At 60.3% G+C, this 20,496-nt stretch carries 22 protein-coding genes; 21 read left to right on the top strand and 1 reads right to left on the bottom strand.

From position 1 onward, the window contains the following. Positions 1-27: 27 nt before the first annotated feature. From hpt to ACRCJM_RS08195, 20 genes are all read left to right on the top strand, one after another. On the top strand, positions 28-579 hold the full coding sequence (gene hpt / locus ACRCJM_RS08100) for a hypoxanthine phosphoribosyltransferase (RefSeq protein WP_237222136.1): 552 nt from the start codon (positions 28-30) through the stop codon (positions 577-579). 213 nt (positions 580-792) lie between these two features. Beyond that, positions 793-2,886, top strand: a complete 2,094-nt coding sequence (gene ftsH, locus ACRCJM_RS08105; protein ID WP_431464518.1) for an ATP-dependent zinc metalloprotease FtsH — start codon at positions 793-795, stop codon at positions 2,884-2,886. After that, positions 2,886-3,452 (top strand): GTP cyclohydrolase I FolE, encoded by a 567-nt coding sequence (gene folE / locus ACRCJM_RS08110; protein ID WP_237242758.1) that lies wholly within the window; start codon positions 2,886-2,888, stop codon positions 3,450-3,452. The genes ftsH and folE overlap by 1 nt, the downstream gene beginning before the upstream one ends. 6 nt (positions 3,453-3,458) lie before the next feature. Next, positions 3,459-4,358: a dihydropteroate synthase gene (gene folP, locus ACRCJM_RS08115; protein WP_431464519.1), complete on the top strand. Its 900-nt coding sequence runs from the start codon at positions 3,459-3,461 to the stop codon at positions 4,356-4,358. Between the two features lie 254 nt (positions 4,359-4,612). Next, on the top strand, positions 4,613-5,023 hold the full coding sequence (folB, locus tag ACRCJM_RS08120; RefSeq protein ID WP_237196340.1) for a dihydroneopterin aldolase: 411 nt from the start codon (positions 4,613-4,615) through the stop codon (positions 5,021-5,023). After that, positions 5,013-5,519, top strand: a complete 507-nt coding sequence (folK, locus tag ACRCJM_RS08125; RefSeq protein WP_237205597.1) for a 2-amino-4-hydroxy-6-hydroxymethyldihydropteridine diphosphokinase — start codon at positions 5,013-5,015, stop codon at positions 5,517-5,519. Before folB ends, folK begins: the two co-directional genes overlap by 11 nt. Next, on the top strand, positions 5,516-6,043 hold the full coding sequence (locus tag ACRCJM_RS08130) for a DUF3180 domain-containing protein (protein WP_431464520.1): 528 nt from the start codon (positions 5,516-5,518) through the stop codon (positions 6,041-6,043). Before folK ends, ACRCJM_RS08130 begins: the two co-directional genes overlap by 4 nt. 227 nt (positions 6,044-6,270) lie before the next feature. Next, entirely contained in the window at positions 6,271-6,828 is a 558-nt protein-coding gene (locus ACRCJM_RS08135; protein ID WP_237242761.1) for a PH domain-containing protein, read from the top strand. Then, a complete protein-coding gene (locus ACRCJM_RS08140) occupies positions 6,829-8,484 on the top strand; it encodes a PH domain-containing protein (RefSeq protein ID WP_431464521.1) in 1,656 nt (551 codons plus the stop codon). A 120-nt stretch (positions 8,485-8,604) separates the two neighbouring features. Next, positions 8,605-9,507 (top strand): Rossmann-like and DUF2520 domain-containing protein, encoded by a 903-nt coding sequence (locus ACRCJM_RS08145; protein ID WP_431464522.1) that lies wholly within the window; start codon positions 8,605-8,607, stop codon positions 9,505-9,507. 90 nt (positions 9,508-9,597) lie between these two features. Next, a complete protein-coding gene (gene panC, locus ACRCJM_RS08150; protein WP_431464574.1) occupies positions 9,598-10,464 on the top strand; it encodes a pantoate--beta-alanine ligase in 867 nt (288 codons plus the stop codon). 97 nt (positions 10,465-10,561) lie between these two features. Then, on the top strand, positions 10,562-12,019 hold the full coding sequence (gene lysS / locus ACRCJM_RS08155) for a lysine--tRNA ligase (protein WP_431464575.1): 1,458 nt from the start codon (positions 10,562-10,564) through the stop codon (positions 12,017-12,019). Between the two features lie 123 nt (positions 12,020-12,142). Beyond that, a complete protein-coding gene (locus tag ACRCJM_RS08160) occupies positions 12,143-12,340 on the top strand; it encodes a hypothetical protein (protein WP_326504093.1) in 198 nt (65 codons plus the stop codon). 202 nt (positions 12,341-12,542) lie between these two features. Further along, entirely contained in the window at positions 12,543-12,896 is a 354-nt protein-coding gene (locus ACRCJM_RS08165; protein WP_431464523.1) for a histone-like nucleoid-structuring protein Lsr2, read from the top strand. 324 nt (positions 12,897-13,220) lie between these two features. Continuing rightward, complete coding sequence (locus ACRCJM_RS08170; protein WP_431464524.1) at positions 13,221-15,821, top strand: ATP-dependent Clp protease ATP-binding subunit; 2,601 nt, start codon at positions 13,221-13,223, stop codon at positions 15,819-15,821. A gap of 397 nt (positions 15,822-16,218) precedes the next feature. Then, positions 16,219-16,725 carry an amino-acid N-acetyltransferase gene (locus tag ACRCJM_RS08175; RefSeq protein ID WP_431464525.1) on the top strand — a complete coding sequence of 169 codons (507 nt, stop codon included), beginning with the start codon at positions 16,219-16,221 and terminating at the stop codon, positions 16,723-16,725. 90 nt (positions 16,726-16,815) lie between these two features. Then, positions 16,816-17,373 (top strand): hypothetical protein, encoded by a 558-nt coding sequence (locus ACRCJM_RS08180; RefSeq protein WP_237199729.1) that lies wholly within the window; start codon positions 16,816-16,818, stop codon positions 17,371-17,373. Further along, a complete protein-coding gene (locus ACRCJM_RS08185; RefSeq protein ID WP_431464526.1) occupies positions 17,358-17,687 on the top strand; it encodes a hypothetical protein in 330 nt (109 codons plus the stop codon). The genes ACRCJM_RS08180 and ACRCJM_RS08185 overlap by 16 nt, the downstream gene beginning before the upstream one ends. A 25-nt stretch (positions 17,688-17,712) precedes the next feature. Continuing rightward, entirely contained in the window at positions 17,713-18,279 is a 567-nt protein-coding gene (locus ACRCJM_RS08190; protein WP_237211898.1) for a hypothetical protein, read from the top strand. Next, the gene (locus tag ACRCJM_RS08195) at positions 18,273-18,572 is read left to right on the top strand and encodes a hypothetical protein (RefSeq protein WP_431464527.1); all 300 of its coding nucleotides are present in this window, start codon (positions 18,273-18,275) and stop codon (positions 18,570-18,572) included. The genes ACRCJM_RS08190 and ACRCJM_RS08195 overlap by 7 nt, the downstream gene beginning before the upstream one ends. Here ACRCJM_RS08195 and ACRCJM_RS08200 read toward each other — a convergent pair. After that, positions 18,569-19,534: an A/G-specific adenine glycosylase gene (locus ACRCJM_RS08200; RefSeq protein ID WP_431464528.1), complete on the bottom strand. Its 966-nt coding sequence runs from the start codon at positions 19,532-19,534 to the stop codon at positions 18,569-18,571. The two genes, ACRCJM_RS08195 and ACRCJM_RS08200, sit on opposite strands and share 4 nt — an antisense overlap. A gap of 86 nt (positions 19,535-19,620) precedes the next feature. On the opposite strand from ACRCJM_RS08200, the gene ACRCJM_RS08205 reads away from it, so the two are divergent. Further along, a complete protein-coding gene (locus ACRCJM_RS08205; RefSeq protein WP_431464529.1) occupies positions 19,621-20,421 on the top strand; it encodes a hypothetical protein in 801 nt (266 codons plus the stop codon). Positions 20,422-20,496 lie beyond the last annotated feature (75 nt).

Here is a 20,496-nt window from a genome sequence, read left to right on the forward strand (position 1 = left end):
CTTTGAACCAGCAGAAAGCGATCAACCGTGGACGCACTCGACGTACAGAACGACATCAAGCACGTTCTCTTCAGCAAAGAAGAAATCGACGCCAAGATTAAGGAACTTGCCGCCCAAATCGACAAGGACTACGAAGGCCGCGACGTACTGCTGGTCGGCGTACTCAAGGGCGCCATCATGGTCGTAGCCGACCTCTCCCGCGCCCTCAAGGCCCACTACACCATGGACTGGATGGCCGTCTCATCCTACGGTTCAGGCACCAAGTCATCCGGCGTCGTCCGCATCCTCAAGGACCTCGACACCGACCTGACCGGCCGCGACGTGCTCATCGTCGAAGATATCATCGACTCCGGCCTGACCCTCAAGTGGCTCCAGCAGAACCTGGTATCCCGCGGGGCTGCCTCTGTAGAAATCTGCACCCTGCTGCGCAAGCCCAAGAGCGTCAAGACCGACGTTGAGGTCAAGTACGTCGGCTGGGACATCGAACCCGAATTCGTCGTCGGCTACGGCCTGGACTTCGCCGAGCGCTACCGCAACCTGGACTGCATCGTCACTCTGGCCCCCCACGTCTACTCCTAAACAGCGAGCACGCGTCAGAGAGCCCTGGCAGACTCCCCTCCGACGGTGCTTTAGCCCTGAGGTGAAAACCTTGAGGCATCAAGCAAGTACCCAGCAACTTTAGGTACATTAGATAGGTCTAGGCCCACCTGCACCCACTGCCGGGTGCTGGGGCTACCTTTGTGCGGGGCGCACACGGCGCCCCGCCCCGTTATTTTTGTGGAAGGCGCGGCTGTGCAGAATACGGATAACACCTCTGACCCCAAGAAAAAGGGGTTCTTCAGCAAGCTCATCTCAGGGCCCTGGTTCTGGGTACTGCTGGCAGTTCTCATTGCTGTGCCCATGATCTTCGCAAACTCTCTGGCAGCCTCAACCCGCGTTGATACCAACGTGGGTATCGGTCTGCTGAACGACGAGAAGGTCGTCAGCGCCAAAATCTTCGACGGTGACCAGCGCGTAGACCTGGAACTCAAAGAAGACTACGTGAACCCTGCCGGTGAGAACCAGGGCAAGAATGTAAGTTTCTACTACGTTCAGCCCCGCGCCACTGACGTTGTTGCGGCCATGGATGACGCCAACCTTGAGTCCTACACCGATCAGCCGGTGCAGACCAACTGGTTCACCTCCATGCTGTCCTTCATCCTGCCCTTTGTGATCCTGGTGGCCCTCTTCTGGTTCCTGATGTCACGCATGGGTGGCGGCAGCAACCAGATTATGAACTTCTCCAAGTCCCGCGCTAAGAAGTTCAACAAAGACAACCCCACCGTGCGCTTTGCCGACGTTGCCGGTGTTGACGAAGCCCTGGCAGAACTCGAAGAGGTTCGCGAGTTCCTGGCCGAACCTGAAAAGTTCACTCGCCTGGGCGCCAAGATTCCCAAGGGTGTACTGCTCTACGGCCCTCCCGGTACCGGTAAGACCCTGCTCGCTAAGGCTGTAGCCGGTGAAGCCGGGGTCCCCTTCTACTCCATCTCCGGTTCTGACTTTGTTGAAATGTTTGTGGGCGTGGGTGCTTCCCGCGTGCGCGACCTCTTCAAGGAAGCTAAGTCCAACAAGGCCGCTATCATCTTCGTTGACGAAATTGACGCCGTCGGCCGCCAGCGCGGCGTCGGCATGGGCGGCGGCAACGACGAGCGTGAGCAGACCCTCAACCAGCTACTGGTTGAGATGGACGGCTTCGACGGCACTTCTAACATCATCGTTATCGCGGCAACCAACCGCCCCGACGTGCTCGACCCCGCCCTGCTGCGTCCTGGCCGCTTCGACCGCCAGGTCGGTGTAGACGCCCCCGACCTCAAGGGCCGCCAGCGGATCCTCGAGGTGCACGCAACCGGCAAACCCATCGACCGCCGCGTTGACCTGGCCTCCGTCGCCAAGCGCACCCCCGGCTTCACCGGTGCCGACCTGGCCAACGTCATGAACGAAGCGGCTCTGCTGACTGCCCGCGACGGCGGCAACGTGATTGACGAACGCGCTATCGACGAGGCAATCGACCGCGTCATGGCAGGCCCCCAGCGTTCCTCCCGCATCATGAGCGAGCACGAGCGCACCGTCACCGCCTACCACGAAGGTGGTCACGCCCTGGTTGCAGCTGCCCTGCGCAACTCAGCACCCGTCACCAAGATTACGATTCTGCCGCGTGGCCGTGCCCTTGGCTACACCATGGTCATGCCTCAGGACGACAAGTACTCCACCACCCGCCACGAACTGCTGGACCAGATGGCCTACGCCATGGGCGGCCGCGCAGCCGAAGAGCTGATCTTCCACGATCCCTCAACCGGCGCATCTAACGACATTCAGAAGGCAACCGACACTGCCCGCAAGATGGTCACCGAATACGGCATGAGCGCAAAGGTCGGCTCAGTACGTCTAGCTGCCAAGGAATCCGACCCCTTCCTGGGCGGTGGTGTTGGCGGCGGCAACAACTTCTCTGACGAGATGGCCTACCTGGTGGACCAGGAAGTCGCCGCCCTGCTGGAGCAGGCCCACGATGAGGCCTACGAGATTCTGCGCGATAACCGCGATGTACTCGATGCCCTTTCCCTGGCCCTGCTCGAGAAGGAAACCCTCCTCGAGAACGACCTGGCAGAAATCTTCGCGGGCGTGCGCAAACGCCCCGAACGCGACCACTGGTACTCCAAGTCCAACCGCGAGCCCTCAACCCTACCTCCGGTTAAGGTAGCTAAGGCAGAAGCTGATGAGGCTCCTGCCGCTGAAGAGCCCATCGTTCAGCAGCCCACCGTGGACCCCATGGATCCCGGTAACCCCCACCCCGGTGCCGCAGGCCCCGCAGGTAACCCCGACGTTGACCCCCTGGGAGGGCCCCGTTAATGGCAGTTGACCAGCCCCGTATCGAGGCCGCCGTCCGCGAGATTCTGCTGGCTATCGGCGAAGACCCCACCCGTGACGGTCTGCTCGACACCCCCGCCCGTGTAGCCCGTGCCTACGATGAGATGTTTGCTGGTCTGCACCAGAGCGCCGGCGATATTCTGGGTACCACTTTCGACATCGACCACTCCGAGCTGGTTCTGGTCAAGGACATTCCCTTCTACTCGACCTGCGAGCACCACCTGGTGCCCTTCTTCGGGCACGCCCACATCGGTTATATCCCCGGTGGTGACGGCAAGGTCACCGGCCTGTCCAAGCTTGCCCGCCTGGTTGATATCTACGCCAAGCGCCCCCAGGTACAGGAGCGTCTGACCACCCAGGTTATTGAGGCTCTCGAAGAGCATTTGCAGCCCACCGGCGCGATTGTGGTGATTCAGGCTGAGCACATGTGCATGTCTATGCGCGGTGTGCGCAAGCCCGGGGCGAAGACGGTGACGAGTGCCGTCCGCGGGGCCCTGCGCGATCCCGCTACCCGTGCCGAGGCAATGAGCCTGATTAACGCCTCCTGATTTCTCATGACTCTTCCCCACGCGCACGGCTCCTACGAGAATCTGCCGACCGACCGCACCCTGATTATGGGTATTCTCAACGTCACCCCCGATTCCTTCTCTGACGGGGGCCTGCACGCGGACGCCGCCACGGCAGTTGCGCACGCCAAGGCCCTGGTCACCCAGGGGGCAGACATTATTGATGTGGGGGGCGAATCAACCCGCCCCGGGGCTACCCGCGTTGACCTGGCTGAGGAGCAGCGCCGCGTCCTGCCCGTTATTGAAGCTTTAGCTGCTGAGAACATCGTCATGTCGGTTGATACCCTCAACCCCGAAACCGCCCGCGCCGCCGTGGCAGCTGGCGCCCACATCATCAACGACGTTGCCGGCATGAACCTGCGCGAAGACATGATTGAGACTGTCGCCGAGCTGGGCGTGCCCTACATTCTCATGCACTCGCGCGGTACCTCCATCACCATGGACTCCCAGGCCGTCTACACCGATGTTGCCGGTGAGGTCTTTAGCGAGCTCTTTACCCTGCGCGAGCGACTGCTTGCCGGGGGAGTGGCACCCGAGCAGATTATTCTTGACCCCGGCCCCGGCTTTGCTAAGCAGGGGGAGCAAAACTGGCAGATTTTAGCGGGTCTGCAGACCCTGGCCGACGAGGGGCACCGGGTGCTGGTGGCTGGTTCCCGCAAACGCTTTATCGCCCGGCTTTTGCAGGAGCAGGACGCCGCAGCCTCCGGTCTGCCGGCAGAGCAGGTTACTGAGCGCCCGGCTACTGAACGGGATGTTGCCAGTGCAGCCCTTTCGGTGATGGCTGCTGAGGTAGGAGCCTGGGCCGTGCGCGTCCATAATGTGCAGGCGACCGCCGATGCCCTTGCCGTGCGCGCAGCCTGGCGGCGGGCGTCCGCTCTCTCAAGCTAGCCCTACCCCGCGTGACACAGAAGCGTCATAAATGAAAATGTCTTTGTGACTTTAAGCGCTTTAGAGGTGGTGCTTTAGACCCGCTTAAGTACTATCCTTCCCAGCAAATACCCGGGTGAGACTATCTTTAGGCATGTCGAAGGGCACACATAACGGTCACTAACGGTTGCCCCCGCTGCGTGGATAATGGCTACAAAGCACCGGCGCTTCAACTCTGAACTGCCACCGGTGACCAGACTCGGTGAAAGGTGACCATGCACGATCACAGCTCATCGGCAGATACGCGAGACTACTCGCGCGCTGACCGCATAACGCTCACAGGTGTGGGTAGCGTGGGCTACCACGGGGTGCTCGACTCTGAAAAGCAGACCGGCCAGCCCTTCTTCGTCGATATCACCATGTTCACCGACTTTACCCGGGCCGCTGCCACCGACGATGTGGCGCACACCGTCAACTACGCCGAAGTAGCTGAGGTCATCCGCGAAATCGTCACTGGTGAATCCCTGGACCTCATTGAAACCCTGGCTGAGCGTATCGCTACCGCTGTGCTTGAGAAGTTCCCCCTGCTGGCGGTTGAGCTGACCGTACATAAGCCCAAGGCCCCTATCGAGGTGACCTTCGCCGATGTGTCGGTGACGATTTTTAGGGAGAAGCATGCCGGTTAAAGCCATTCTTGCCCTGGGCTCTAACCTGGGCAATAGCGAAGACACCCTGATTAAGGCAATTGGCGATATCTGCTCCCACGAGAAAATCGCGGTGACCAAGATTTCCCCCATCGCTATCACAGCTCCCGTGGGCGGCCCTGCCGGCCAGCCCGACTACGCCAACATGGTGGTTGAGATTGAGACCAGCCTGCGGCCCTTCATGCTGCTGGAATACACCCAGCAGATTGAGCAGAAGCACCACCGCACCCGCGACGTCCGCTGGGGCCCGCGTACCCTGGATATCGACATTATCGACATCGCCTCCCTGGAGATGGACGACCCCGACCTCACCCTGCCCCACCCGCGGGCCGCTGAACGGGCCTTCGTACTGGAGCCCTGGGCCCGTATGGACCCCGCTGCCCTCCTTTTGGGTTCATCAGTGCGCCAGCTGGCAGATGATGCTGCGGACGCCGGTGGCATCCGCGAGTTCCACCCCGCCCCGGTGGTCTGCGCGTGAAACTGCGAAGCCGAGCTCTTGCCTTCCTAGCGGCTGTCGGGGTTGCAAGCGGTGCTGTACTGAACTTCCTGAGCGTGAGCTCTGGCGGGCCGGAGCTCTCCCTGCCCGCCCTGACCGTAGTAGCGGCTCTGATTCTTGGCTCCCTGGCCCTCTACTTCGCCCGGCAGGTGCTCAAATTCAGCCGGGTTGAGACTCGTAAGAATGCCGGTTCCATGAACCCCCTCATGGCCGCCCGTGTAGCGGTCTTCGCTCAGGCTCTTGCCCTCACCGGTGCCCTGGTGACCGGCTGGCAGGTGGCTATCCTGGTCTACCAGCTGGGTCTACTGACCTCCCGTGCTTCGGCGCAACCGCTGGTGGAAAGCTCTGTCGCTTTAGCCGGTGGGCTGGTGATGCTGGTTGCCGGTATCGTCGCTGAGAACTGGTGCAAGATTCCTCCGGGAGATAAGGACGCCGGTGGTGGGGTTGGCGAGGTCAGTCCGCAGACCGGTCCCCTGGCTCGCAATAAGCCGGACTCTTCTTCCTAGTCGGTAAGGTTTAGGCAAGCTTTCCCTCCGTGCCATAATGGTGTAGACCACATTTGAAGCATATAGAGGGTTTTTATAAGGTATGCCAGGCTCACGCTCGCTGCCGACCCTCTCGCTGGTTCGCTAGCGCTCACAAGGCGATTCACGCCAGCCCCGAGCCAGCAGCTTCGCTGTGAGCCTGCCTACCTACTTTTATGAATAAGCCTTATACGTAACGAGAGAGCACCATGAACGAGCCGCAATTTACACCTACCCTGCCCCCGCTCGACCTGGATGGCCTGGGCAAGCAGACTATAGATCTGCCCGAGGTCAGCTGGAAGCGGGTCTCGCCCAAGTACGTTCGGGTTAAGCTCATTACCTCTTTGATCTGGTCTCTTATTCTGTTGGGGCTGGCGTCCTTGCCGCTTATCATGACGCTTGTGGTGGAGAGCTGGAACTGGGCCCCTTGGGCCTACTGGGGCCTGTTCGGTCTGGTGCTTATCTGGCGCGTGTGGGCTCTGGTGCTGGTCAAGCGCCGGGTGCAGGCAATCGGCTACAGCGAACGTACTGACCACCTGCTCAAGCGCTCTGGCCTGCTCTTCCGCTCGGTCACCGCCGTGCCCTACGGGCGTATCCAGTACGTCGATGTTTCCTCTGGCCCCCTTGAAAACGCGCTCTCCCTGGCCAGCGTTGAGGTAAAAACCGCAGCGAACAGCATCACCATTCCGGGCCTGGCCAAGAGCGATGCTGACCAACTGCGCGAGGTACTGACCGACCTGTCGGACGCCAGAATGGCGGGCCTCTAAATGAGCGAACAGGTACCCACTTCAGAATCCCCGGCTGTTTCCACCGATATCACCGCCCGCGAAGAAGCCGCCCTCACCTGGCGTCGTGCCCACCCGCTCTCGCCCCTGGTACGGGCCTGGCTGATTATCGTCGTTTTCATCTACACCATCGCTAATAACCTGGTTGACGACCTCTTCACCGGCGAAGAACCCCTTGACCTGCGCGAGCTGGGTGAGGTTGGCCCACCCGACACTGTCTTCCTCTCCTGGACGAGCATCTTCGGGGGCTTCTGGTTCCTGGGTGTACTGGCAGTTTTCTTCCTGCTCCTTTTGCTGCCCTTCCTCTCAACCTGGTTCTTTTACCGTTTTGCTGTCGATGACCGCAATGTCTACATCAAGAGCGGCATGCTCTTCAAAACCGAGCGCAAAGCCCGGCTGGACCGTGTGCAGTCCATCGACGTGAACCGCCCGCTCATGGCCCGCTTACTGGGCTTAGCTGAGCTTAAATTCGATGTAGCAGACGGTGATTCCTCAGCCCTGCGCGTGCAGTTCCTCAAGTACTCCGAGGCCCGCTCCCTGCGCGAGCAGCTACTGGCTCAGGTGCGCACCCTCAAGGAGGGGTCAGCAACCTCACCGGCGGCGTCCGCCCCTGTTGAGCAACCTGCCCACCGCGATATTGCAGACCGCCTGGGTAACCATCTCACCGAGAATTTTCTGGGGGTTAAGGACGCCGGCGAGCAACTGATTGTCAAGGTACCAGTAGCGCGGTTATTAGGGTCCATGGTGCTGAGCCTGGGCTGGCTTGTGGGTCTTCTCTTCCTGCTGAGCCTGGGCGGCCTCATGCTCTGGGCAGAGATATCCTTGGGCGCTATATTTGCCTCGAACGCGGCTGTTATCCTGGCTATCGTCTCGAGCACCTGGAAGCGCTTTAACACCGGTTTTAACTTTTCACTCTCTACCAGCCCGGACGGGCTGAAAACCCGCTTTGGCTTTACCGATACCACCACCCAGACCCTACCCGAGGGACGCGTCCAGCGTATTTCGGTGGAGCAGCCCCTGCTCTGGCGTATAACCGGCTGGTACCGGGTCAAGGTGACCCTGCTGGGCAAGACCGGCGACCAGGGTGAGTTCGCCGGGGAGCTGCTCCCTGTGGGCATCCTTGATGACGTGATGCGGGTGCTACCCCTGGTGGTGCCGGCCCAGCAGGACGGTGGTGTTTCGCCTGCCCAGCTCATGGCCGGTTTGGCAGGTAGCGGCGCAGAACAGGACTTTACGGTCTCCCCGGCGTCCGCCCGCTGGTTTGACCCCCTGACCTACCGCCGCAACGGCTTCGCGGTAACACCCCTGCTCCTGCTGGTGAGGTCAGGTCGTTGGGTGCGCCGCCTCTCCTATGTTCCGCACCTCAAGGTGCAGAGCCTTGAACTGAGCCAGGGGCCCCTACAGAAGCGGGCTGGGCTAGCTCACCTGTCGTTGCGGGTTGCCGGGGGAGCCCTGTCTACCGCAGTGCATAACGCGGACGCCGAGGTCGCCCGCGCCCTGACCGTCCGTCTGGCTCAGCTGGGGGTTGCACCTGCGCCGGTGCCGACATCTGCGGAGGCCGGGAAAGTCTCCGGTACCTCTTCGCAGCTCCCGCCCTACGAGCTCCTACCTCTGCCCTACACAGCGACGGATAACTAATATACCCACCAAGACCCCGCCGATTCGCTCCTAACCCCGGGGAACATCACCATAGGAAGGAGTGAAACAGCGGGTCGGTCGGTAGACTAGGCATGCAGAACGCAGACAGAAAGGTGCCCCGTGCAAACCAGCAACCATCTTAAGCCCGCCCGCCTGGGCATTGGCGTGATCTCAGCAGGCAAGGTGGGGGCCGTGCTCGGCGCAGCCCTACGCGCAGCTGGGCACCTGATTACCGGCGTCCATGCCGTCTCAGAAGCCTCCCGTACCCGGGCTGAGGCTCTGCTCCCCGGCGTCCCCGTCTCCAGCATCCCAGAGATCATTACCACCAGTGAAGTGGTGCTCCTTGCCGTACCCGATGATGCCCTGCCTGATCTGGTTAAAGGTATCGCCGAAACCGACGGCTGGCGCCCCGGGCAAATCCTCATCCATACCTCAGGGCGGCACGGTACCTCCGTCCTTGCTCCCGCCACCGCTCAGGGAGCTATCGGCCTCGCCATCCACCCGGCCATGACCTTCACCGGCCTCTCCCTCGACCTGCCCCGCCTGGCCAACACCAGCTTCGGCGTCACCGGCCCAGCCCCTTTCACCCCCATCGCCCAGGCCTTGGTCGTTGAGATGGGGGGAGAGCCCGTCCTGATAGCCGAAGGCGACCGCCCCCTCTATCACGCCGCCCTTGCCCACGGCTCCAACCACCTGGTTACCATCACCGGCCAGGCCCTCCAAATCCTGGCCTCCATCGGCATCGAAAACCCAGCCCGCTACATAGAGCCCCTGCTCAGAGCATCCCTCGACAACGCCCTCGCCAACGGCGATAGCGCCCTCACCGGCCCCGTCGCCCGAGGGGACGCCCACACCGTTGCCGCCCACGCCCAAACCCTAGCCAGCTACGCACTCGAAGAAAACGCCGACGACGTCCCCGCCGCCTACCTGGCCCTGGCCCGCGCCACCGCCGAACGTGCCCACAGCCGCGGCGCCCTCACCGATGAGAGCTACCAGGCTGTGCTTAAAGCGCTCGCCGGGTAAACTAGGAGGGCGCAAAACACGAAAGGACCCCTCACCACCGTGACGAGTCAAACCCCCATCGCACACACCATCACCGACCTCGGCAACGAAATGCTCCTGGCCCTCACCACCGCCAGCCGCCGCCGAGACACCGGTGAAACCCTCGCCGCAGAGAAGCCCCTCACCGTAGGCTATGTAGCCACCATGGGTGCCCTGCACGACGGGCACGCCACCCTCATTCGCCGCGCCCGTGAACAAAACGATGTTGTGGTGCTCTCCATCTTCGTCAACCCCCTCCAGTTTGGGCCCAATGAAGATTACGACCGCTACCCTCGCACCCTCGAAGCCGATGCCGCCTTGGCAGCTGAAGCTGGCGTCGACGTCATTTTCGCCCCCACCGTTGAAGACATGTACCCCGGTGGCGACCCCAAAATCACCGTGGTCTCCGGTAAACTGGGCACCCTCTTTGAGGGCAAGACCCGCCCGGGCCACTTCGACGGGGTGCTGACCGTGGTCAATAAGTTCTTCAATATCCTCAAGCCCCTGGTCGGGGAGGCTAACCTCAACGCCTACTTCGGGCAGAAGGACGCCCAGCAGCTGGCCCTCATTCAGCGCATGGTTAAGGACTTCAACCACCAGGTGACCATCAAGCCTGTGCCCGTGGTGCGCGCGGATGACGGGCTGGCCCTCTCATCACGCAACCAGTACCTGAGCGCTGAAGAACGCGAAGCAGCCCTGGTTCTGTCCCGAACCCTGGCCACCCTGCGCGAAAAGTACATCACCGGTAGCTTCACCGCTGAGGATATCGCCCAGGCCCGTGCCACCATCGACAGCACCGACGGCGTACGCCTGGACTACCTAGAAGTGGTCGATACCGACACATTCGAGGCCCCCCAGAGCGAACAGGCACGTGTGCTAGCGCTCGTGGCAGCCTACGTGGGCTCCACCCGCCTCATCGATAACATGGAAATCAACTAAGACCTCTATACCCAACCTAAGAACAGGTACATCATTGACTGAACAGGGCAATACCCCCGCCGAAACCACCGCTTTCGACCACGGCGTCTCAGAGCAGATGCAGATCCGCCTCGAAAAGCGCGCCAAGCTGCTCGAATCTGGCCGTGAAGCCTACCCCGTGGGCGTCCCCGTCACCCACACCATCACCGAAATCCGTGAGAAGTACGACGGCAAGCTCGAAGCAGACCAGACCACCGGTGACATCGTTGGTGTGGCCGGACGCGTCGTCTTCGTTCGCAACACCGGCAAGCTCTGCTTCGCCTCCCTCCAGCAGGGCAACGGCACCCGCATCCAGGCCATGATTTCCCTGGCCAGCGTAGGCGAAGAATCCCTGGCAGACTGGAAGGCCCTGGTTGATTTGGGCGATTACGTCTTCGTCAAGGGCGAGGTTATTTCTTCCCGCCGCGGCGAGCTCTCCATCATGGCCGAAGAATGGCAGATGGCATCCAAGGCCCTGCGTCCCATGCCCAACCTGCACTCTGACCTGAACGAAGAGACCCGCGTGCGCCAGCGCTACCTTGATCTGATGGTGCGCGATGAAGCCCGCGACCTGGTGATTAAGCGCGCCAAGATTACCCAGACCGTGCGTAACGTCCTGAACGACCACGGCTATATTGAGCTGGAGACCCCCATCCTGCAGCTCATCCACGGTGGCGCAGCAGCCCGCCCCTTCGAAACCCACCTGAACGCTTTCGACCAGCCCATGACCCTGCGCATCGCTACCGAGCTCTTCCTCAAGCGTGCTGAGGTCGGTGGCCTGGAACGCGTCTACGAAATTGGCCGCGTCTTCCGCAACGAGGGCGTAGACTCCACCCATAGCCCCGAATTCACCACCCTGGAATGCTACGAAGCCTATGCCGACCAGTTCGTCATGGCCAAGCGTATGCAGGAAATTATCATGGCCTGCGCTGACGCCGTAGGCGTACACAAGATTGAAACCGAAGCAGGTACCATCGACCTCACCGGCGAGTGGAAGTGGCTGGGTGTCTACCCCGGTCTCTCTGAAGCTGTAGGCGTTGAGGTCACCCCCGCCACCACCGCAGAAGAACTGCGCGCTATCGCTGAGAAGCACGAGGTTCCCGTTGACCCCAAGTGGGACGCCGAGAAGCTAGTCGTTGAGCTCTTTGGCGAAATCGTGGAGCCCACCCTGATTAACCCCACCTTCGTCTACGACTACCCGCCCTCAGCCCAGCCACTGGCCCGCCAGCACCGCTCCGAGGCCAACCTGATTGAGGCCTGGGACCTGATTATCGGCGGTATGGAGCGAGGCACCGCCTTCTCCGAGCTCATTGACCCCGTGATTCAGCGTGAGCGCCTCACTGAGCAGTCCAAGCTGGCTGCCGGTGGCGATGATGAAGCCATGCAGCTCGACGACGACTTCCTGCGCGCCCTTGAATACGGTGCGCCCCCCATGGGCGGCCTGGGCCTGGGCATCGACCGCCTGATTATGCTCTTCACCGGCGTAGGTATCCGCGAGACCATTCTCTTCCCGCTGATGAAGCCCGAAGCCGAGTAAAGCGTCCTAACGCTCTTGTGCCAGCCTGGCAGCCTGCCAGGCGGGCTTTTGTTTGCCAGCCCCTCTACACCGCCGCCTAGGGTAGATTGGAGGGAGCATAAACCCGAGAAAGGTAGAGAAGAGATGGAATTCCTGATTGGCCTGGTTCCCTCCATAGGCGCGGGCCTGGTGCTTTATTTTATTTTGCGCTGGATGAATCGTGCTGACCGCACCGAGCGTGCTGCCCGCCGGGATATCGAAAAGGACGCCGAAGCCTGGTACCGCTCTGTAAAAAACGCGGACGGAACCCGGGACCCTTTTGGAACATCAGAAACTAAATAAAAGTCTTTTTGTTCTCTGAAGCGTGACTTTATTTCCTTTTTGAGAAAAGAATATGTACTATTTATTTTAGTCATCAAGGGTGACTAACTCGATTGCGTACCCCACAGAAAAGGGTAGAAGGCGGATATTCCCTATACGTCTCCCTGCCCAAAAACGCGGTTGAGTTCATATTCCCTAAACAGCCTCATCCAAGGAGAAAATAATGGCTCAGAAGGTCAAGATTATTCTTGAAGACGATCTCGACGGCGGCCCCGCAGAAGAAACCGTACGTTTCGGTCTCGACGGCGGCCAGTTCGAAATCGATCTTTCTAGCGCTAACGCTGCCCGCCTGCGCGACGCCATCCGTCCTTTCGCCGCTAAGGCCCGCCGCGTTCAGGGTGCCCAGCGCACTCCCGGCCGCCCCGCAGGTTCACGCACCACCGCTAAGCGCAACCCCGAAATCGCTAAAATTCGTAAGTGGGCCCAGGAAAATGGCTACGAGGTTTCAAGCCGCGGTCGTATCCACCAGAACATTCAGGATGCCTACTACAAGGCGATGGGCAAAGAAAGCAAGTAAATAATCTTCTTCTTGTCTCTCTGAGGCGGAACCCGGTCAGCGGGTTCCGCCTCATTATTTATAAGCAGCCTATAAAGCACGGGCATGGAAAATGCTGGATAAACTCCAGGCGCATCTGACCGAGTAAATATAGAGGGGTATCTAGATAAAAAGGTGGGCAACCTTGGAGTCGCGCAGCTGACTGAATACCAGCTCTCTTGTCGGCATAAGGCATGGGAGCTTTCCCTCCCTGCGAACACCATTCATTCCGTGGCGAACAGGGCCCCGCAGGCTGAGAAACGCGCGTAATCTTTTGGGTAATAGTAAGTTTCCAAGGAGTGTTCAATGTTTGAACGGTTTACCGACCGCGCCCGCCGCGTCATCGTGCTTGCCCAAGAAGAAGCACGCATGCTGAACCACAACTACATCGGCACCGAACACATTCTGCTCGGTCTGATTCACGAGGGTGAAGGTATTGCGGCTCGTGCTCTTGAGTCGCTCGGTATTAATCTCACTGCTGTGCGCGACCAGGTGCAGGACATCATCGGTTCCGGCCCCCAGGCTTCCAGCGGCCATATTCCTTTTACCCCGCGCGCCAAGAAGGTGCTTGAGCTCTCCATGCGCGAGGCCATTCAGCTGAACCACGGCTACATCGGTACCGAGCACATTCTGCTGGGTATGGTGCGCGCTAACGAGGGTGTGGGCAACCAGATTCTGACCAAGCTGGGCGCTGAGCCCGCTAAGGTCCGCCAGACCGTGATGGATCTGATTTCTGGCTACCCCGGCAACAACAACGGTGAGGGCGGCAAGGAGACCGCCGGTGTCGGCGCGGGTAACTCCCGCGAGGGCACCCCGGCTGGCTCTGCCATTCTTGACCAGTTCGGACGCAACCTCACGGCTGCGGCGCGCGAGGGCAAGCTTGACCCCGTGATTGGCCGCCACAAGGAGATGGAGCGCGTTATGCAGGTGCTCTCTCGCCGTACCAAGAACAACCCCGTGCTGATTGGTGAACCCGGCGTGGGTAAGACCGCTGTGGCTGAGGGCCTGGCCCAGGCAATTGTGCACGGGGACGTCCCTGAGACCCTCAAGGACAAGCACCTCTACACCCTGGATCTCGGTTCCATGGTAGCCGGTTCCCGCTACCGCGGTGACTTTGAAGAGCGTATGAAGAAGGTTCTGAAGGAAATCCGCAATCGCGGTGACATCATCCTCTTCATCGACGAAATTCACACCCTGGTTGGCGCAGGTGCCGCCGAGGGCGCAATCGATGCAGCTTCAATTCTTAAGCCCATGCTGGCCCGCGGCGAGCTGCAGACCATCGGTGCAACCACCCTCGACGAGTACCGCAAGCACATCGAGAAGGATCCTGCCTTGGAACGCCGCTTCCAGCCTATCCAGGTAGACGAACCCAGCCCCGAGCTGGCTGTTGAGATTCTCAAGGGTCTGCGCGATAAGTACGAAGCTCACCACCGCGTCACCATCTCAGATGAAGCCCTGGAAACCGCTGTTAACCTGGCCCACCGCTACATCTCTGACCGCTTCCTGCCCGATAAGGCCGTCGACCTGATTGACGAGGCCGGTGCCCGCCTGCGCATTAAGCGCATGACTGCCCCGCCGGAAATCAAGGTACTTGAAGAGCGCATCGCCAAGCTCAAGGGCGAGAAGGAAGAGGCTATCGCGGCTAACGAGTTCGAGAAAGCAGCTGACCTGCGCGACAAGGAGCAGAAGCTGGCTGCTGAGAAGGAAGAAGCCGAGCAACAGTGGCGCAATGCCGGCGATGCTTTCGGTGAGGTAACCCCCGAGGTTATCGCCGACGTCCTGGCCTTCTCCACCGGCGTTCCGGTCTACAAGATTACCGAGGAAGAATCCGGCCGTCTGCTCAAGATGGAAGAGGAGCTGCACAAGCGCGTCATCGGCCAGGAGAACGCCATCAAGGCTCTCTCCCGTTCAATTCGCCGTACCCGTGCTGGCCTCAAGGACCCCAAGCGCCCCGGCGGCTCCTTCATCTTCGCCGGCCCCACCGGTGTCGGTAAGACCGAGCTGGCTAAGGCTCTGGCTGAGTTCCTCTTTGGGGATGAGGACGCCCTCATCACCTTGGATATGTCGGAGTACCAGGAGAAGCACACCGTTTCCCGCCTCTTCGGTGCCCCTCCCGGCTACGTCGGCTACGAAGAGGGTGGCCAGCTGACCGAAAAGGTCCGCCGCAAGCCCTTCTCCGTTGTGCTCTTTGACGAGGTTGAAAAGGCTCACGCCGACCTCTTCAACTCCCTGCTACAGATTCTGGAAGACGGACGTCTGACCGACTCCCAGGGCCGTGTTGTGGACTTCAAGAACACCGTCATCATTATGACCACCAACCTGGGCTCCCGCGAGATGGCCCGCCGTGTACCCGTTGGCTTCCAGCAGGTGGGTGACGACCAGGGCTCCTACGAGCGTATGCAGGGTCGCGTGATGGAATCCCTCAAGGAGCACTTCCGCCCTGAGTTCCTCAACCGCGTGGACGACATCATCGTCTTCCCCCAGCTCTCCGAGTCTGAGATCCTGCAGATCGTTGACCTCTTCGTTGCCCGCCTGGCTAAGCGCCTGGCCGAGCAGGATATGTCCATCGAGCTGACCGATAAGGCTAAGGCTCTCATGGCAGCTAAGGGTTACGACCCCTCCATGGGTGCCCGTCCGCTGCGCCGCGAGATGCAGCGCAATCTGGAGGACCCGCTCTCTGAGAAGATCCTCTTCGGTGAGATCAAGTCCGGTGAGAAGATCACCGTGGACGTTGAGGGTGAGGGTGACCTGGCTAAGTTCACCTTCTCGTCAGCTCCCCTGGGTGAGCTGGACGCCGAGGCCTTTGACAAGGCCTTTGGTGAGGACGAGAAAGAGCTGCCCGCAATCCCCGAAGCTGAGGTAGCGAACGATACCGCCGAGCAGCGCTTCGAGGCCGACGAACGCTAACCTGCGTTTATAACCGTAAGCCGCCTGTGGCGTCCTGATACCAAGGACGCCGCAGGCGGCTTTGTGCTGCGCTGGTAGGTTCGTGATGTTTCTGTGATGGCGCTTGATAAATGTAACCAAAGCTTGACCAAGTTTTCAGCTTGTGCCCAGCTCTTTAAGGCTTGCGCTCAAGGCTGGCTTGCCATACTTGAGCCATACGGTTCGACAGAGCCCCTGAAGACTCAAAGCCCCGGTGTGTGGGGCTGCTTTAGGACAAGAAGACTCTTGTGTGTATGTGTGTGTAATGATGTAAATCAGCTCTCGCACCGCTTAGCGGTCGGGGGCTGATTTATTGTTTAAGGGCCTCTGCGTCTCACGCGGCTTTGGCCCCGAGCAGGCCGGGCAGTAGCCTTGAGGAATGACTGATGTGACCGTCCGCCCCGCCACCGTGCACGATGTGCCCGCTATTCAGGGCCTGGTGCGCCCCCTGGCCCTTGAAGGAATCCTGCTCGATAAAGAGGCTGTGGCCTACTATGAGGCTATCCAGGAGTTCCTCATCGTTGAGGACGCCGCCGGGCAGGTTCTCGGCTGCGGGGCCCTGCACGTGATGTGGCAGAATATCGCTGAAATTAGGACGCTGGCGGCAGCTCCCGCGGCACGCGGTCGGGGAGTGGGGCACGCCCTGGTCGCTGCGCTGGTAGAGCGGGCTAGGCAGCTTGGCGTAGCCAGTGTTTTCTGCCTGACTTTTGAGGTTGATTTCTTCAAGCGCCAGGGGTTTAGGGTGATGGAGAACCAGGATCAGATTGATTCTGAGACTTTTATGGAGCTGTTGCGGTCGCACGATGAGGGTGTGGCGGAGTTTCTTGACCTTGCCCGGGTAAAGCCCAATACGCTGGGGAATACCCGGATGATTTTGGAAATCTAGAGAAGGTGCTGGAGATTTTTCCTCTACAGGTCTAGAATGTGCCCAGCTTTTTGAGGTAATCTAGTTCACAACTTCTGAAAGGTGTGAACCATGAATCGTCAGGATTTACAGGGAACATACCGTCAGAAAAAGCGACCCGGCATCGTTGCCGGCGCCGCACTCGGCTTGAGCCTCTTGCTCGCCGTTGCTGCCTCGTTTTTCCTGGCGGGAACTTCAACTTTAGGGCGCTCACCGAGCAGCGAGCCTATTGAACACATTACGGTGACCCGCAAGGCAGCGGTCCCCGGCTATTCCGATGCCCAGTGCTGGCAGGCTTTCACCCGCGTTGCTGAAACGAATATTCTGGGCAAGGAGCTTCTGGCCCATAAATTCTCCGTTATCTGGTGTGCGAAGGACGGCGGCATCGTCTACCAGCAGGACGCCACCACGGTCGACTACACGGGCCCTAACATGCGCTCAGAGCCGCCTGCTAACCCCGATTATTCACTGGCCTATGAGCTGGATTCTCTCGAGTCATACCGCACGGTTATTAGCCGCATGGTGAATAACAGTAGCGGCCTGCCGAGCTACGGTTTCGAACGGTGCGTGGCCTTTACCCTCGATGCTGAGGGCACAGCGGAAGGAGAGCTCTCGTGCGTCGCCAACTAGATCTAGAGCAGGTACCCGGTACGGTTTTGGCAGAGAACGGTTGCCCGGTCTTTTTGCAGACAGTACCCGGCCTCTTTGCGACCTGGGTTTATCCGCTTGCTCTGATTCTGCTTTTGCTGGTGAACCAGCCCCTAGCCCTGTGGCTGGTGCTAGCCGCTGGTGTTTATGCCCACGGGGTGCGCTACCCCAGGGTCTATGAGGTCTTTTACCCGGTCTACTTCTATCTTTCGGTAGTGCTTGTGGCCCTCCTGCCCGTGGTGCATCTGGTGCTTACCCTGGCAACCGGGGTGAGTGTGACGGACGCGCGCCCCTAGCCCCGGAGAGAAAGCGAGGAGAACGGTGAAAACGAGGCATCACACCATCCTGCTGGGGCGGGTATGTACCGCCGTGCTGGTTATTCTGCCCCTCTTGCTGGGCTGGCTTGTCTCTAGCCAGCAAATGAAGAACTGGGACCACATGCAGAATAATGACGGTGCGCTACTTGTATCGGTGAGTCCCTGGAGCGTCAGCAACCTGGTGACGGGATCAACCCGCGATAAGATCACCGAAAAAGAGGCAGCCCTCTATGCAGACCATCAGTGCTGGCAGGCGAGCACACCGGTGACAGAAGAAAATCTGCTGGGTTCTGACCTGACCACCACGGTTTTCTCCCTGGGATGGTGCACCGACGGCTCCGCCATCACCTACCTGAGCAACCTCACCTACACCTCATCCAGCTTCTCCCTGCTTGGCGATAACTCGGTCTACGACAGGGAGCCTGAGATATGGGAAGAAAAGGGGCCTGCCGCCCGGGTATCGGTGGTGAGAGAGTTCAACCGCACCAGCCTCAACAGCTATGGCTACACCCGTTGCGTGAACTTCTCCATTGACAGCGAGGGCACCGCAGAAGCGAGACTGACATGCTAAAGAGAACAGACACCCACTACGACACCACCGGCCGTCAGGTTTACCTCAACTACCGGCCGGGCTTCTTTGCCCAGCCCTGGTACCCGGTGCTGGTCTTTGTGCTCCTTATTCCCTCTGCTCAACTCCTGTCCCTTATTCTGCTCATCGCAGGCACATACGCAAACGGGGTGCGCTACCCCCGCCAGCACGGGGTCTTCAAACGAGGCTACTTCTTCTTTTCCTTCATCGCCGGAGTGGTTATTCCCTTCGCAGCGATTTTCTGGGGCAGCGCAACGACCGTGAGCTTCGGTTAAAGGCTGACCCTGCCGCCCTCAACCTGCCGGGCGAGGCCGTCCGCCAGGAGTCCCGAGAAGCAACGCTCAACCTGCTCCGGCGGGGGAGTGAGCGCCCGCAGCTTCGCAACAGCAGGAACAAGACCCTCGGGAACAATCATATCTACCCGCCCCACACTGGTCAGCAGCTGGGCCGGCACCGGCTCCTGGGCGGCGCGCAGCACGCCCATCATGGCACCCCGCAACTGGCGGTCGGTACCGGCCCAAGCCTGGCCCTTAGGTACATAGTCGGCCTCGGGGCATCCTGCCGCAACCCAGGCACAGGAATCCAGCACAGGGCAGCGCTCGCAGCTTGGAGCTTTAGCGGTGCAGATGAGAGCCCCTAGCTCCATGACCGATACATTCCACAGGCAGGACGCCGCCAGATCGGCGGGCATGAGCTCGTCAGCTAAACGGGTTTCGGCTGCTGTGAGTGCCTTAGACGGCAGCGCCTTGCCCGAGATAAGGCGGGCATGGACCCGGCGGATATTGGTATCAATCACCGTGGCCCTTGCACCAAACGCAAAAACAGATATAGCTGCCGCGGTATATGAGCCCACGCCGGGTAAGGCCAAAAGCTCCTCATAGCTACCCGGAACCTGGCCACCGTGCTGCTGAACAATAGCCTGCGCCGCAGCGTGTAGGCGAAGTGCCCGGCGGGGGTAGCCCAGACGTCCCCACGCTCGCACAGCCTCGCCCGAATCTTCAGCCGCCAAATCAGCGGGGGAGGGCCAGCGCTCTAACCAAGTTTCCCAGACCGGCAAGACCCGCTTAACCGGAGTCTGCTGCAGCATAAACTCGCTGACCATCACCTCCCAGGGCGTATTACTCCCGGTACGCCAGGGCAAATCACGGCGGTGCTCCAGGTACCACCCGTTAATCTCGGTGTGCAGGTTTTCAAGTTCCTCGGGAGTGAGCTGGCTCAGCGGCAAAGTAAAAGACACTCCAACACTCTAAAACACCTGTAACCAGGAGGACGAACACAGCCCAAAAGTTCCGCAGGTGGCATAGAAAAAGGTACTCTAGATGTATGTCTGAAAACGTTGATTCACAGGTGGAAGAAGTCTCACCCGAGGTCTACCGCCGCCGCCGCATTGTTGCCGTCCTCATCCTGGTCCTTGTCCTGCTCCTCATTATCGGCCTCATCAGCTGGTTAGCAGGCCGCGGTAATAGCTCCGATAACGCAACCGCCACCGCAAGCACCTCAACCAGCGCCGAAGCTTTCAGCGACTTTAGCCAGCGCGCCACCGAGTCAGCGACCCCTTCAGAAAGCGCTGAAGCCAGCGAGTCCGCAAGCGCCAGCGAATCAGCGTCAGCCGAAGCCAGTGAATCAGCTACCGCTAGTGAAAGCGCAGAGGCTACCGAATCAGCCGAGCCTACTGAGTCTGCTGAAGCTACCGAATCAGCTGAACCCACTGCGTCCGCTTCACCCACCGAAGCCGTGGTAGCAGCCTGCACCGCAGCCGACCTGCAGGTAAGCCTGACCGCCGACCGCAACAGCTACGCAGCGGGCCAGAACCCCGCCCTGGCTGTCACCTACACCAACACCTCGGGTAACCCCTGCATCGTGACCGGCGGCGTTAACAACGTAGACGTTAACATCACCTCCGGCCCCGCCCAGGTCTACAACTACGCCCAGTGCTACGCCAACCCCGTAGAAGACGCTGAAGTTGCCGCAGGTGCCACCAACACCACCGCCCTGACCTGGAACCGCTCCCTCAACGTCCTGGGCTGCAACACCTCAGCAACCATCCAGCCCGGCTACTACTGGGCAACCGCAACCGTCAACGGCGTGACCTCACAGCCCGTCCGTATCATCGTCACCGGCTAAGAACCTTAGCCTCACAGACCGCTACCGCCCCGGCCCGCCCTGCGCGTGCCGGGGCGGTGCTGTTTCTAGCCCCTC

The sequence above is a fragment of the Rothia sp. L_38 genome (assembly GCF_050689125.1).
In the GTDB taxonomy this organism is placed as follows: Bacteria; Actinomycetota; Actinomycetes; order Actinomycetales; family Micrococcaceae; genus Rothia.